General features: G+C 64.8%; 9 protein-coding genes and 1 pseudogene. 2 read left to right on the plus strand and 8 right to left on the minus strand.

What is annotated here, in order from left to right:
• Positions 1 to 34: 34 nt before the first annotated feature.
• From FLG15_RS15050 to FLG15_RS15060, 3 genes are read right to left on the minus strand one after another with little or no spacing between them, the layout of a single operon-like run.
• Positions 35 to 1,552, minus strand: coding sequence for a tryptophan halogenase family protein (locus FLG15_RS15050; protein ID WP_057678739.1), 1,518 nt, complete (start codon positions 1,550 to 1,552; stop codon positions 35 to 37).
• Positions 1,553 to 1,592: 40 nt separating this feature from the next.
• Positions 1,593 to 2,639 carry a cupin-like domain-containing protein gene (locus tag FLG15_RS15055; RefSeq protein WP_057678738.1) on the minus strand — a complete coding sequence of 349 codons (1,047 nt, stop codon included), beginning with the start codon at positions 2,637 to 2,639 and terminating at the stop codon, positions 1,593 to 1,595.
• A gap of 4 nt (positions 2,640 to 2,643) precedes the next feature.
• Positions 2,644 to 3,402, minus strand: coding sequence for a SapC family protein (locus FLG15_RS15060; RefSeq protein WP_057664084.1), 759 nt, complete (start codon positions 3,400 to 3,402; stop codon positions 2,644 to 2,646).
• A gap of 81 nt (positions 3,403 to 3,483) precedes the next feature.
• Here FLG15_RS15060 and FLG15_RS23520 point away from each other — a divergent pair, with 81 nt between their 5' ends.
• Entirely contained in the window at positions 3,484 to 3,726 is a 243-nt protein-coding gene (locus FLG15_RS23520; protein WP_057664081.1) for a hypothetical protein, read from the plus strand.
• Between the two features lies 1 nt (position 3,727).
• On the opposite strand, the pseudogene FLG15_RS15065 reads toward FLG15_RS23520, so the two are convergent.
• The 3 genes and pseudogenes from FLG15_RS15065 to soxR all read right to left on the minus strand — a co-directional run bounded on the left by FLG15_RS15065 (position 3,728) and on the right by soxR (position 10,593).
• Positions 3,728 to 6,886: pseudogene (locus FLG15_RS15065) on the minus strand (TonB-dependent receptor).
• A 1,035-nt stretch (positions 6,887 to 7,921) separates the two neighbouring features.
• Positions 7,922 to 9,931, minus strand: a complete 2,010-nt coding sequence (locus tag FLG15_RS15075) for a M1 family metallopeptidase (RefSeq protein WP_057664075.1) — start codon at positions 9,929 to 9,931, stop codon at positions 7,922 to 7,924.
• 215 nt (positions 9,932 to 10,146) lie between these two features.
• Positions 10,147 to 10,593 (minus strand): redox-sensitive transcriptional activator SoxR, encoded by a 447-nt coding sequence (soxR, locus tag FLG15_RS15080; protein ID WP_057678736.1) that lies wholly within the window; start codon positions 10,591 to 10,593, stop codon positions 10,147 to 10,149.
• A gap of 99 nt (positions 10,594 to 10,692) precedes the next feature.
• Between soxR and FLG15_RS15085 the strand changes: the two genes are divergently transcribed.
• Positions 10,693 to 12,066: an MFS transporter gene (locus tag FLG15_RS15085; RefSeq protein WP_057678735.1), complete on the plus strand. Its 1,374-nt coding sequence runs from the start codon at positions 10,693 to 10,695 to the stop codon at positions 12,064 to 12,066.
• A 565-nt stretch (positions 12,067 to 12,631) separates the two neighbouring features.
• Here the strand turns inward: FLG15_RS15085 and FLG15_RS15095 are convergent.
• Together FLG15_RS15095 and FLG15_RS15100 are read right to left on the minus strand one after the other, a co-directional pair.
• Complete coding sequence (locus FLG15_RS15095; protein ID WP_057678734.1) at positions 12,632 to 13,798, minus strand: glutathionylspermidine synthase family protein; 1,167 nt, start codon at positions 13,796 to 13,798, stop codon at positions 12,632 to 12,634.
• A 1-nt stretch (position 13,799) separates the two neighbouring features.
• Positions 13,800 to 14,372, minus strand: coding sequence for a DUF1190 domain-containing protein (locus FLG15_RS15100; RefSeq protein ID WP_057678733.1), 573 nt, complete (start codon positions 14,370 to 14,372; stop codon positions 13,800 to 13,802).

Here is a 14,372-nt window from a genome sequence, read left to right on the forward strand (position 1 = left end):
GCGGGCGCGCACTGCGCCCGCGCGCAGCGAGCCACTAGGCAGGCACCGGGCTGCGCATCCCCCACACCTGCTCGCCTGCCTTGCAGTAGCGCTCGATGAAGTCCTGCTGCGACGGCATCTGCCGCACGGCGTGCTGGATCGGCTGGGCGATACCGTCGAGCAGGCGACGCAGGTCGTGGTCGGAAAATGCGCGCGTCAGCGGATGATGCTGCTCGGGCGCGATGCCCTGCCCCATCAGCACGTGGGTCCAGGAATCGACACGGAACAACTCATCGGCACCCTGCCAGGCGTGCGCGCGTTCGCGCCAGGCACGCAGGCGCAGCGCCAGCGACTCGGGCAGTTCCATCTGCCGGCATTGCTGCCATAGCGGTTCGTCGCGCTGGGTGGCGTGATAGTGCAAGGTGACGAAGTCGCGCACGTGCTCCATTTCAGCGCGGCTGACGTCGTTGAACAGCTGCACCTGCGAGGGTGCAATACCTTCGGCCGGAAACAGCGCCAGCAGCCGCACCACTGCAGAGATGGTGAGATGGATGCTGGTGGATTCCAGTGGCTCGATAAAACCGCTGGCCAGACCGAGCGAGACCACATTCTTGTTCCAGGCCTTGAGTCGGCGGCCGGTGCGGAACGGCACCATCCAGGGATCCTTCACCGCAGGCGCGGCCACATCGCGCAGCAGCTTCGCATGTGCCTCGTCATCGGACAGGTGCTTGCTCGAAAACACCAGGCCGTTGCCGACGCGATGCTGCAACGGAATATGCCAGCGCCAGCCGGCTTCGTGCGCGATGGCGCGGGTATAGGGCACCGGTGGGCCGAGGGCTTGGGTCTGCACCGCCACCGCACGGTCGCACGGCAGCCAATGGCTCCAGTCTTCGTAGCCGGTGTGCAGGGTCTGCTCGATCAGCAGCCCGCGGAAGCCGCTGCAATCGATGAACAAATCGCCTTCGATCACTTGCCCGTCTTCCAGCACCAGGCTGGCGACATCGCCGCTGTGCGGCTGCACGGTCACCTGCTGAATCCTGCCTTCGATACGCGTGACGCCGCAGGCCTCGCTGCGCGCGCGCAGGAACTTGGCATACAGCGCCGCATCCAGGTGATAGGCGTAATTGACAGCCGGCTCGCCGTGCAGCGCAAAGCGGTCCACGCGCGAGGCCACCGTTTCCAGGCAGTAATCGCCGAAGTTGCCCGGCATGCCGCGGCGCTGGCTTTCCAGCCACAGGTGATGAAACGCGCACACCAGGGTGCTCTGCCCGGTGATGCCGAACGGATGGATGTAGCGCTCGCCCTGGCGGCGCCAATGCTCGAAGGAGATCGACAGCTTGAAGGTGCCTGCCACCGCACGCAGGAATTCCTGCTCGTCGATCTGCAGGAACCGGTGGAAGGTGCGGATGGGCGGCACCGTGGATTCGCCCACACCAACGGTGCCGATCTGCTCGGACTCGACCAGGGTGATGTCCAGCAAATTGCGGAATTGATGCGAAAGCGCACAGGCAGCGATCCAGCCGGCCGTTCCACCACCGGCGATCACCACCTTGCGAATCTGAGCCTGAGTCACTGCGCACTCCTGTGGAATGGGTTGAGGGCGGCGCTGCACATCAGCGGTTCAACTTGCCGATCAGCATGGCGCGCAGCTGCCGCGACAGCATGGGGTCGATCGGGCCGAGCGCATGCCGTGCCGGTTCGGGAAGATGTTCGCCGGCCTGCTCGGCAGGGCCGAACACGTAGTAATCGAACAATGCGCGCCAGGCCTGTTTTTCCGCTGCCGGACGGTCGCGAATGGCCCACAGCGCGTGATACAGCGCCGGCATCGCGGCAGGCAGATGCGCTGGCGCACTGCTCCACCAGTAATTGATCAGCACGTTGAACGGCTGCAGCGATTGGACGTGGTGCCACCACATGCTCGGAATGAACAACGCATCGCCCGGCTCCAGCACCACGCTGCGCGCATGCGGCAAGGCATCGGCAAAACGCGGAAAGCGTTGCAGGTCCGGATGGGCGAAATCGACCATGCTCACCACCTGCCCGCCCGGCGTGGGATCGAGCGGACCCGGATACAGATTGGCGACCTGCTCTGGCGGAAACAGCGTAAAGCGCCGTTGCCCGACCGCACAGCACGCCAGGTTATCCAGCGCATCGTAGTGGCATGAAGCGATCACCCGGTTGCCGATCCAGATGCTGGGCTGCACGTGGCCACCGTTGGCGGCGACATCCAGATCGTTGTGCGCGCGCAGCCCCGGCAGATTGGCGTCCACCGGCAACGAGGCCAGGTAATAAGTGGGCGGCTGCGGGTCGTCACGATGCGCCGCGATGGCATCCAGCAAGGTGCTTACGCTGCCGCGCTGCACCTGGAAGTTGAGCACGCTGCAATCGTCGCGATAGAACGGGCGGCTGCCGATCTCCGGGGCGCCATACGAATACTGCAGGGGGCGGCCGGTATCGTGCGCACGCAACAGCGCCATGGCTTCATCGGCGCTGCGCAGCCCGGCCTGCACCAGCGACCAGCTGCGCGCAACGCCGCGCAGCACCACCGGTTCGGCGGCCTCGCAAAGTGCGGACAGCGGCAATGCCTCAGGATCGCAGTCGCTGCGCTCGACGATGGCGACGCCCGCGGCGACGGACAGATCGGTGGCGCGTGCGGCCATACGCTCAGGCGTACGCAGCAACGGGGTCGCTGTGCGACTGCTGCAGGCGGCGCTGCTTTTCGGCCATCAGCCGGCGCACATTGTGCAGCGATGCCAGCATCAGGAAGGCACCTTCCAGATAGCCGGCCTGATGCAACTGCTGCAGCGCGTGCGCATCCAGGGCGGCAAGCCGCTCGCGGTCGATGGCGAACAAGCCCTGCAACTGCGTGGCATGGCTGGCATCCAGCGCAACCTCCAGGCGCACCGGTTGAATCAGCCCAAGCGCGTCGAAGGCGGCCGCCATCGCCTGCCCTGCGTCCACGCCATCGCGGATGCCGCGCAACACGCCGATGATATGTTCCAGATACGGGCTGTGCCCGCCCTGCGGCAGGAACACCGCTTCGCCCTCGCTGCGGCTGATGCGCGGATGTTCCAGGTCGACATGGATCACCGGCTCCTGTACCAAGGCCCCATCGACGTGTTGCTCCTGGAAACCGATCAGGAACGGTCCCTTGGCAACGATGCCCGGCAGGTAGCTGGCATTCCAGCGCCCGTCCTGCAGAAACAGGTTTTCATCCTGCGCAAAGCCCAGCAGCGCCACCGGCTGGTAACCACTTCCGGCCGGATCCTTGCGGAAGAACAGCGGATACTCGCGCTGCAGCTCGGCATATTCGGTGACGAAGGCCGGCACCACGCCGATTGCATCGCCAAATTCCGCACCAAAGCGCAGGATCACGCGCAGGTCGTGATGGGCCACGTTGTTGAGCACTGCGTATCGGGTCATCTAAAACTCCAGCAGCCGTCCGTCGCGGAGGGCTGCAGTCATGAAGAAACTCGGTCGCACGCATTCCCCGCGCGCTTATCGATGCTGAGCATTGCCAAAAATGCGTGCGCCGGCAAGCCGCAGGGCAGCAACACGCTGCGCCGCGACGAAGGCCAGCGCATGACGCATGCGTTCGCACTGCAAGCCGACGGCCTCTCCATAGACGGAGCGGGCACGGCGGCACTACACGGCTGTAGAACGCACGCGAGCAACGGCGCAACAACCGGTTGCGGCCGCCATCACACGATGGCGGCCGCAGGATTTACGACGAACAACGCGTGGTAATTCAGAACGCGTACCGCACGCCCAGCGTGTAACGCGGCTGCTGGTCGATCAGGCGGATGATCTGTTTGTCCGAGCGGCCGTGCCAACGCACGTCCTCACCGGTCAGGTTGATCGCCTCGAAGCCCACCGACAGCTGCTTGTTGAAGGCGTAGCTGACGCTCAGGTCGAACTGCTGATACGGCTCGACGTAGTACGGGTTGCGGTTGGCATTGTCCTGGTTGGCAGCGATCAGGTATTCGTCACGCCAGTTCTAGGCCAGGCGTGCGCTCCAGCCATACTTTTCGTACATCAGCATGACGTTGGCGGTGTCGCTCAGGCCGAGCAATGCAAACTGATCGCGATCGATGACGGTGTTATCGAACGCCACATCTCCTTCCACGATGGTGTAGTTGGCGTAGATGCCGAAACCGGTGCTGCCGAAGAAGTACTGGCCGCCGAGTTCCCAGCCGTGGATGTTGGCCTTGTTCTGGTTGATCGGCCGCGACACATCGAACTGATACAGCGGGTCGGAGGCGTTGCCGGCGATATCGTAGGCATTCTCCAGCGCAAGGCTCTGCGCCGAACTGCCGTTGTAGGCGCTCAGCCCGCCGGTGGCAGCCGCATTGCGCAGCAGCGCCATGGCCGCAAACAGCGAGGTGTCGTTGGCCGAACATGCGCCTGCGACATCGTTGCCGGCCGCACCCACCTGGGCGGCGCAGGCCCCGCTTTGCAGGAACGCCAGCGCAGCCTGAGCATCCGGCCCGGAGGTGGGGTCGGTCAGTCCGTACAGCGATTCACGCGTAACGGTATTGCCGATGAAATTGCTCACGCGCTTGTTCCAGAACGTCGCTGACACATAGCTGGCATCGGCGAAATACCACTCCAGTGCCAGATCGAGGTTGTCCGATTCCAACGGATCGAGCGTGGGCGTCTGCGAGTCGCCGCCGGCGCGGTTGGACGGGTTGATCAGGATCGAGCCGTTGGGCGTGTTGGGCGTGGGCCCGGCGATGAGATTGTTGTACGGTGCGCGTGCGATGGTCTGGCCAAACGAGGCGCGGCCTTTCAGCGAATCGGTGAAATCGATGCTGAAGTCCATGTTGGGCAGGATGTAGTTATAGCTGGTCTTCTCGCTGAAAGGCTGCTGGTCGGTGGAACGGATCAACTGGAAGTCGTTGTTGGACAGCCACAGCAGCGCGGTGGGCGTGGCCACCTGCGAGGTGGACTCCACATCGGTGCGCTCGTAGCGCAGCCCCAGGCGCGTATTGGTGGTCATCCCGGCGATGGCGCCGGCAATTTCCAACTGTACGTAGGCCGCGCGGGTCTTTTCCTCCACCCGGTTGTCGGCGGTGTATTGCGGGTTGTAGCGCGTGGTTGCGCCGTACTGGCTTCCGCCCCACAGCGCCAGCTGATCTGCATCGCCACGCCATGCACTGGAGGCCGCGCCGCTGGGATTGAAATCCTTGAACATGCCGGTGATGCTCACCGGCTGCAGCAATGCGACCATGCCCGGCTCGTTGCCCGCATTGGCCACGCCCCAATCGCCCAGCGTCGAATTGGTCTCGCTGACGAGCCGATGCATGGTGGTGTTGGTGGAACTCACGCCGAACTGGAAGCGCCCGTCGTCGAAATCGAACTTTCCGTCCAGCCGTCCTTCCTTGGTTTCGGTCACCTGCTTCTGATAGAAAATACGCAGCACCTGCGAGCCGAGCTCGGCAGGGGTGAAAGCGGGATTGACCACGCCATTGGTGTTTGCCAGCGAATCGGCCGCAGTGGGGTACCAGGTGCGTGCGCCGATCGGCAAGGAATTGTTGAACCACAATTCCTGCCCCCATTGGCCACCGCAGTACGGCCCGTTGGTGCAGTTGTTGGTGCCGGCGAAACTGAAATAGGTCGCGCTGCCGCCGGTGGTCGGGTCGTTGGGCAAGCTCTGCGTCTTGGAATTGTGCGCATCGAAGCTCAACTGGAAGCGGTCGCTCACTTGCCAATCGGCATTGAAGCCCAGCGAGCCGAGCGTGTACTTCTGCTCGTTGCGCTGTTGTTCCATGCCGAAGTCCTTCGCGCCATTGGGAACATCGCGCAGATAGACCGGCGTGGCCACGGCCTGGCCGGTGTCGAAGGTCAGATCGGTAAAGCTGTTGGCGCGCTGCAGCCAGATGCCCTGTTCACCGCGCTCTTCGCGGATCTCGTTGGCCGAGTAGGTGTAATCCAGGGTCAGGGTCAGGCTGTCGGTCGGTGCGAACTGCATCACCGCCTGGCCATTCATGCGTTCGCGCTGGAAATCGGCGAACGCATAGCGCAGGTCGTTGGGCATGCCGTACAACTGGCCGATCGCCGGCGCGTTGGTCACCACCGCGTCCGGGCGCAGCGCCGGGTCGGTGCCGGTCCAGCGCTGGATATTCCAGGTATTTTCGGTGGCTTGGACAGAACCGCCATGGCGCTTCTGGTAGCTGGCACTCAGGCCGATACCGAAGGTCTTGTCCGGGTTGGTATAGCTGAAGATGCCCGACACTTCCGGGGTGAGCGAATCGCCGAAGGGCTCAGAGCGGTCGGACACCATCTTGGCGCCGGCATTGGCCACCACGCCATCGTGGTTGAACGGCTTGTCGGTCTGGATATTGATCGTCGCACCGATCCCGCCGCTGGGCGCCGTTGCGCGGCTGGTCTTGAACACTTCGATGCCGGTGATGGCTTCGGAAGCGAGCTGGGCGAAGTTGAACGCGCGCGTGCCGACATCCACGCCGCCGATCGGTGTCTGGCCGGGCGCGCCGAAGGCATCGGCACCGGGGATCAGGCGGCCGTTGAGGGTGACGGTGTTGAACTGCGGGCCGAAGCCGCGTGCGGTGACCTGCGCGCCTTCGCCATCGCGGCGTTCGATGGAAATACCGGTGATGCGTTGCAGTGATTCGGCCAGGTTGGTGTCCGGAAACTTGCCGATGTCTTCGGCGCTGATCGCATCCACCACGCCTGCGGCATCGCGCTTGATGCCCATCGATTGGTTGAGGCTGTTGCGGATACCGGTCACGTTGACGGCGTCCAAGGTGGTGGCGGAATCGCTGCTGGATTGCGGCGCCGGTGCAGGCGGCGGAGCGACATCCTGTGCAAAGGCGGGATTGATGACCAACAGGCCACCAACGAAGGTGAACATGGCCTTCGACTTGAAGCTGTTCAACGTACGACGCATCGATGTGTCCTCGGGAGTGGAGTCCAACCGCCAACGGCCGATATCGCGGCATGCGATACGGCGGAATCGTGGCCACTGCCCGACAGGTCGTGGCCAACGCTGCTGCAACTGCTGGAGCCACCAATCCAACGCCATGCATGGGTCTTGCAAGCGCAGCCGGCGCCTGGATCGGACATGCCCTGATGGCATTCCCCTCCTTTCACCGCGCCGCACGCGCCACGCAACAACCGCTTGACGTTGTGTCAGTTGCCCTCGATCTGTCCCCTAGCACGCAGGCTGACGATCGCCCCTTCGATCGTCGACCTGCGGTGTGCGCATGCACGTCTACCCGCCGCAGCAACGGCGCTGCTCTGCCAATGCTGCGTGTGTTGCAGGTTCTTTGCACGACGTGTCAGCCGGTGATAGCGCTAACATGCCGCGCAGCCTAGTCAGGGCATAAAGGGCTTGTCACCGTGCGTTGCAGCATAGTGATGGCTGTGCACTGTTACAGCCGATACCGCAGTCGCTTGAGCCCGCATACGGTTTTCAATGCCGGCGGGGCTGTAAGCGTTATCACGGCATTACGCAAAAACCGTCGGGTCGAATGGTGAAATTTGCATAATGAACGTGTCGCACTGGAGTCGGATGCGGCGACTGCGCAAACTTTGAATGACGACCAGCGCCGCGCGTCTAGATTGCGCATGTCGACGTCGGCGCTGCACCGGACACGGCAGCACGCTGCAGGCGCCTGCCGATTACACGTCGCCTGTGTATCAATGCAGCAACAAGCATCGCGCATGAACAAGACAATGCGCGCTTCGCAATCGATTGCGCTGATCTGGGCGACTGATATACGCCGTCAGTCGTCGTCGGGCGAACCATCGTCATCGCACGGGAACCGCGGCGTCTGTGTGCTACCGAACGATGCCACGCAACTGCTGCGCTCGTCGGGTTGTCAACGCAGGCGATTATGTCCGTTCCCGTCGGCGGTTGCCGCACGCAGCCACCGACGCGACCGCGCTGCGGCCACGTCGGCACCCACGCCTCGCGCAATGCTCAGCCGGTCACGTCCACGCGCGCGTCGCTGCGGTCGGCATCTGGCAGCACATGGTCGGGGTCCAAGGTGACGTGCAGCACCTTCTGGGTGGTCGGCAGCGTCAGCGTGGGCGTGGTGGTCTGCAGCCAGGTTTCCACCGGCACGCGCCGGTCCAGGTGGCTGCCATCGGCCAGGTCCGCACGCACGGTTACCGGCATCACCAGCTTCTGCCGGCTGCGCAATGTGACGTGCACGCCCTTGGCAGGATCGTGGTCGACGTAATGCGCTTCGGTGATGCCCATGTCCAGCTGCCAGTTGTTGAGATACCAGCCGCGCCACCACCAGGACAGATCTTCGCCACTTTCGCTTTCCATCAGCCGAAAAAAGTCCGACGGCGTGGGATGCTTGTAAGCCCAGGTGGCGATGTATTTGCGAAACGCAGGATCGAAGCGTGCCGGACCCAGGATCTGCTCGCGCAACAGCACCAGCCCCAACGCGCCCTTGAAGTAGGTCAGCGGATGGCGATAGGTCTCGCTGGTGGAATCGGCGTTGTCCATCAGCGTGGGCGCATGGGTGTCGGCCAGTAGCGGCAGGATTTCGTCGACCGGGTTGCCGCCTTTGGGCGCGTATTCCGAATCGCGCTTGGGCGCATATTCCCCCTTGTTGAACGCATCCGATGCATACACGTCGATGAAGGTGTTGAAGCCTTCATCCATGAACGCATGCCGGCGCTCGTTGGAGCCGACAATCATCGGGAACCAGGTGTGGCCGATTTCGTGTGCGGTGATCCAGAACAAGTCCTTGCCGCCGTCTTCGAAACCATCGAAGACGATGCCGGGATATTCCATGCCGGCTCCATAACCACCCAGGTTGATCGCGGCTGGCCACGGGTACGGATACCACTGCGAAAAATGCTCGATGGCGCCTTTGACGTATTCGGTCGAGCGGTTCCACTTGTCTGCGCCCACACCTTCCACCGGGTACACCGACATCGCAAGCGCGTGCTTGCCGCCCGGCAGATTGATGCGCGCCGCGTCCCAGACGAACGCCGGCGATGCGGCAAATGCGACATCGCGGGTGTGGTCCATGTGGAAGCGCCAGGTCTGCGTGCCCTTGCCCGCCGGCTTGGCCGCACGTGCGGTTACCTCGGCAGGCGTGCGGATCAACACGGTGCGGTCGCTTCCGCTGGCTTGCTCCAGGCGTTGCTGTTCGGTGCGGCTGAGTACGTCCTGGGGATTGGTCAGCGCACCGGAGCCGGCGACCAGAAAGCCCTCCGGCACGGTCACTGCGTAGTCGAAATTGCCGTACTCCAGGTAGAACTCCGATCCCAGGTAGGGTTGCGTGTCCCAGCCACGCAGATCGTCGTACACCGCCATGCGCGGGTACCACTGCGCAATCTCGTAGATCTCGCCTTGCTTGCTGGCACTCACTGCGGTGCGCCCGCCCCAGGTGCCGGGGATCGTGTAGCGATAGCGAATATGCACGGTGAGCGCCTTGCCCTGCCCGGCCAGCGGTTGCGGCAGATCCACCCGCATGCGGGTGTCGTCGACGATGAAGTGCGCTGACTGGCGGCGCCCGCCTTGATCGATCTCGACGCTGGCGATCTGCATGCCATCGGTGAACTCTTTGCGCCTGAGCGGCCGGCTGGCGGCAGCGCGCGCGTCGGCGCGGTAGATGTTCTGGTCCAGTTGCAGCCACAGCACGTCCAGCGTGTCGGGGCTGTGGTTGGTGTAGGTGATGGCGGCCTCGCCGCTGAGGGAATGCGTTGCCGGGTCGATGCTGGCGCTGAGGTCGTAGTCGGCGCGGTTTTGCCAGAACGCCGGGCCAGGTACACCGCTGCCGCTGCGATAGGCATTGGGAGCGTCGGGCAATTGCAGGGGCGCGAACAAGGCCAGCGGATCGAACACGCTGGCCGGAGCAGGCGTGGCGGCCGTGGCGGCGCTGGCGGGCGCGGCAGCGGCAAGCGCCGGCGCAGTGACGCAGGCCAGAGACAATGCAACGGTGAGTGATCGGCGCACGGTGGGGGTCATGCGAAATCCTGCGGCGGAGGGGATTCCCATCCTACGGCGCAGAGTGTCGCGCGCGGCAATGCCATTGGTCCCGGTTGCGGCTGCCTGAGGTTTCGGAGGTGGCCGCCACTGGCTGCCTTGATGGAGCCGGCCACGCACCGCACGCGCAGATCGTCCGCGCTCCGCCGGCCCTCCCCTGCACGGCCCGGTGCGACGGGACGGCTGGCCAGGCGGACTTACTCCGCCCTCAGACCACCTAACCGCAACGCCCCCTCGCCACCGTGGCCCAGGGCATCGTCCGGATTGCTCAGGCGGCAGCGGCGCAGCGACAGGCAGCCGCAGCCGATGCAATCGGTGAGCTGATCGCGCAAGGCCTGTAGTTCGTCGATGCGCGCGTCCAGCTGGCCCCGCCAGCGCGCCGACATGCGCGCCCACTCCGCACGCGTGGGCGTGCGTTGATCCGGCAACACCGAGAAGGCATCGAGCACCTGCTGCAGCGGCACGCCCAGTCGCTGCGCCACGCGAATCACCGCGATGCGCCGCAATACATCGCGCGCATAACGACGCTGGTTGCCGGCGGTGCGCAGGCTGCTGATCAACCCCTTGCGCTCGTAGAAGTGCAGCGCCGACACCGCAACACCACTGCGCTTGGCGACCTCGCCCACGGACAACTCACGTTGCATTGCCTTGACCTCAACCTAGGTTGAGGCAGGATGCTGCGCGGCCTTCACCGGTGCAAGTACCGGTCACGCCTCTACACACGTTTCGTTCCTGGATGTTCGATGCCGACCGAAAGACCGATCACTGCCGCAGCGCTGTCCACCCAAACGCAGCCCATCTCCATCCTGGCCGCGCCCTACCGCGCGGCGACGCTGGGCATGGTGGCGCTGGTGTCGCTCAACGCGTTCGAGTCGTTGGCGGTTGCCGCCGCCATGCCGACGGTGGCGCGCGAGTTGAACGGCCTGCCGCTGTACGCGTTGGCATTCGGCGGCACGCTGGCCACCAGCGTGATCGGGATGACGGCGGCCGGGCGCTGGAGCGACCGCGCCGGCCCTGGCGGTGCATTGGCGGCCGGCCTGCTGTGCTTTGTGGTCGGCCTGCTGGTCGCCGGCCTGGCACCGAGCATGCCGATGTTGATCGCCGGTCGCTTGCTGCAGGGCTTGGGGGCCGGCGCCTATTCGGTGGCCTTGTACGTCATCGTGGGGCGGCTGTATCCGGAGGTCTTGCGCCCGCGCGTGTTTGCCGCGTTTTCGGCCGGCTGGGTGGTGCCGTCGTTGATCGGCCCGGGCATCAGCGGACTGATCGTGCAGCAGCTGGGCTGGCGCTGGGTATTTTTGTCGGTGCCGCTCCTGGCGATTCCGGCTGGGTCGATGCTGTGGCCGGCGCTGCGCGGGCAGAGCTGGACACGCGGCAGTTCCGACGCGCCCACCGCCTCGATGGGGTGGGCGATCGGCGCGGCGGTGGGCGTGCTTGGCGTGTATCTGGGCGGGCAACTGCACGGCAGGCTGGCGCCGGGCGCCATGCTGCCGGCCGTGTTGCTCACCGCGTATTGTGCGTGGCGCCTGCTGCCGGCTGGCACGCTGCGGCTGGCGCGCGGGTTGCCGAGCGTGATCGCGCTGCGCGGCATTGCGGCGGCCGCCTTCTTTGGCTTTGAGGCGTTTTTGCCGCTGCTGCTGTCGCGCGAACGCGGGCTTTCGCCGCTGCTGGCCGGCGTGGCACTGAGCGTGGGTGCGTTGGGCTGGTTTGGTGGTTCGTGGTACCAGGGCCACAGCCGCGTCGGTTGGTCGCGTGCCCGCCTGCTCAAGAGCGGCGCGCTATTGATGACGCTGGGCATTGCGATCAGCGCGGGCGCGGTGTGGCCGGCGATTCCCGTGCCGTTGGCCATTGCCGGGTGGGCGCTGACCGGCCTGGGCATGGGCCTGCTGTATCCCAGCCTGTCGGTGGTGCTGTTGTCGCTATCGCCACCGGCGCAGCAAGGCGCCAACAGCTCTGCCTTGCAACTGAGTGAAGCCATCGCGGTGGCGGCCATGCTGGCGCTCGCGGGTGCCTTGTTCGCTGCGCTGCTGACATCGGCCACGCGTGCCGCCTACCTGAGCGTGTTCGCGTTGGCGTGGTTGCTGGCGGTGGCGAGCTTTTTTGTAGCGCGACGGGTGTGATGCGTCCGCGGCAGCGACGCGGCATCGGCGTGAGGCCGCACCGCGATTGCCCGGGCAACGTGGCCGGTCGATGGCAGCACGCCAATGAGCTCTAAGGCTCAGCTGGTCGGAACGACCGACGTGATCACCAGGTTCACCACATGTCGAGGCGTCGCTCGATGCCGGCCTGGTACCACGGCGATGCCAGCGCGACCACTTTGCCGATCCTGCCGGGATCGCATGGACCCACACACGAAAAAAGTTCTCCGCAAACGGGTGGTCATTTTTTCGCCACCCATCTTGACAGCATTGCGGGCCGGGGCCTGCGCGCACTTGTCCACAGCCTTGTGCAACTTCCATCCACGGGGGGTGTGGAAAAGATGCGTCGCTTTGCATGCGCCTGAGGCCTTGCGCGGCGCTGGCGCATATGTCATGCGCGACCCGCGAGGCCAGCGTACTGCCGCTGTCGCCGCCGGCACCACCTGGGCATCGCTCCCCACACCCGTCTGCAGGTGCGCCGCAAAGGACGCCAGACGCCGATCGGCGGCACCGCCACTTCGCAATGGCGATGCACTCCTCCTACACCTCAATCAGTGATGACGTGCGGCACGAAGCGCGAGGTGTCGCGGGTGATCGGGCCATCGTCGTCGCGCATGCCCAGTCCGGCAGGGCGATCGGCGACGACCCAGCTGCCCACCAACGCATGCCGCCCGTCGAACACCGGCAGCGGGTGATGCGCCTGCAAAATCGCCGGGCCGTCCACGTACGGGCCATCGGTCTGCGCGGCCTCGCCTTGCGCCGTCACCAGCGCGATATTGGCGCCCTCGCGCGAGAGCAGCGGCTTGCGTACCCAGCCTACGGTTGGCGCCTCGCCGGCTTGCGCAAAGCGGGCAGGCAGCAGATTTGGGTGCCCCTGATGGCGGTCCCACAGCAACGGCAGGATGCCCTTGTTGCTCAACACCGATTTCCATGCCGGCTCGATCAGGCGCACCCGGTCGGCAATCAATGCCGGTCCGAAGCGCTCTTCCATCATGAATTCCAGCGGATAGAGCTTGAACAGCGTGTGGATCACCCGATCCTGTTCGTCGGTGAACCAGCCTTCGGCGCTCAGGCCGATATCTTCGATGGCCACTTCCTCGGTGCTGATGCCCACCTGATGCGCACAGTCGCGCAGGTAACGCACCGTAGCGCGATCTTCCAGCGAATCGCGCACCGCCGCAAAATGCATCTGCGCGCCGATCGCGCCATCCACCGCCAACGCGCCCAGGGTTTCGCACAGCAGGTCCTGGATCAGGTTGTACTGATCGGTGCCCTTGGGCAGTGCACCGCTGGCGATCTGCTGTTCCAGCCATAGCCATTGGAAATACGCCGATTCGTAGAGCGAGGTCGGCGTGTCGTAATTGAGTTCGTACAACTTGGCCGGGCCATCGCCCGAATACGCCAGGTCCATGCGCCCATACAGATGCGGGTCGCGCTCTTTCCAGGAGTTGGCGATCCAGTCCCAATAGAACGGCGGGATGGCCAGCCGGGTCAGCAGCGCTTCCGAGTTCACCACCTCGTCCACCAATTGCATCGCCATGTCGTGCAACGCTTGCGTCGGCGCTTCGATGTCGTCTTCGATCTGACGCAGCGAAAACGCGTAGTAGGCGCTTTCGTCCCAATACGGCTCGCCGTCGATGGTGTGGAAGTGGAAGCCCAGCGATTCGGCCTGCGCGCGCCAGTCCGCGCGTTCGGGGATCAGAATGCGTTGCATGTCAGCCGCCGAAGCCCGAGCTGCGCCCGCCGCTGCCGAACGAACTGCGCGCCGCCGCGCTGGAACCGAAGCCCGAACGCGACACGGTGATGGCGCGCGTGGGCATGTCGATGGCGCCGCTGCGCCCACGCACGGTGCCGATGCGGTTGCTGGCCAGATCGCCGTTGGGCTTGTAGTAACCGCCACTGCGGTAATCGCGGTACAGCGGAATCGAGCCGCCATAGCGATACCCGCCGCCGCTTATGTTGCCCAGCGCATACCCCAACAGAAACCCGCCCATCGGCGGGATCCAGCTCTGCTGCCCCTGCGGGTTGGTGATCGCCGTACAGCTGCCGAACTGTTCATCGCACTCGTAGCGCGTGGTGAAGCGCGGCGCGGCCTGCTGATGCTTGGCCACCGCCTCGTCGTAGGCCTTGAGGCATTGCTGGATATCGGACTGTTCCTGCTTGATCTGGTAACAGTCCGAAGCCGACTGCAGCACCACGCCGGTCTCCGGCTCCGAGCCGCAGCCGGTGACGAAGGCGGCCGGCAGCGCAGCCATCAAGGTGAGTTTGAGATTGCGTGATCGCTTCAT

This window comes from Xanthomonas phaseoli pv. dieffenbachiae (assembly GCF_008639345.1).
GTDB classification, from domain to species: domain Bacteria; phylum Pseudomonadota; class Gammaproteobacteria; order Xanthomonadales; family Xanthomonadaceae; genus Xanthomonas; species Xanthomonas phaseoli.

Coding starts and splice junctions, on each gene's coding strand:
- FLG15_RS23520 (WP_057664081.1), top strand. CDS start 3,484: ATGCTGAGCATTGCCAAAAATGCGTGCGCCGGCAAGCCGCAGGGCAGC.
- FLG15_RS15085 (WP_057678735.1), top strand. CDS start 10,693: ATGCCGACCGAAAGACCGATCACTGCCGCAGCGCTGTCCACCCAAACG.
- soxR (WP_057678736.1), bottom strand. CDS start 10,593: ATGCAACGTGAGTTGTCCGTGGGCGAGGTCGCCAAGCGCAGTGGTGTT.
- FLG15_RS15060 (WP_057664084.1), bottom strand. CDS start 3,402: ATGACCCGATACGCAGTGCTCAACAACGTGGCCCATCACGACCTGCGC.
- FLG15_RS15100 (WP_057678733.1), bottom strand. CDS start 14,372: ATGAAGCGATCACGCAATCTCAAACTCACCTTGATGGCTGCGCTGCCG.
- FLG15_RS15055 (WP_057678738.1), bottom strand. CDS start 2,639: ATGGCCGCACGCGCCACCGATCTGTCCGTCGCCGCGGGCGTCGCCATC.
- FLG15_RS15075 (WP_057664075.1), bottom strand. CDS start 9,931: ATGACCCCCACCGTGCGCCGATCACTCACCGTTGCATTGTCTCTGGCC.
- FLG15_RS15095 (WP_057678734.1), bottom strand. CDS start 13,798: ATGCAACGCATTCTGATCCCCGAACGCGCGGACTGGCGCGCGCAGGCC.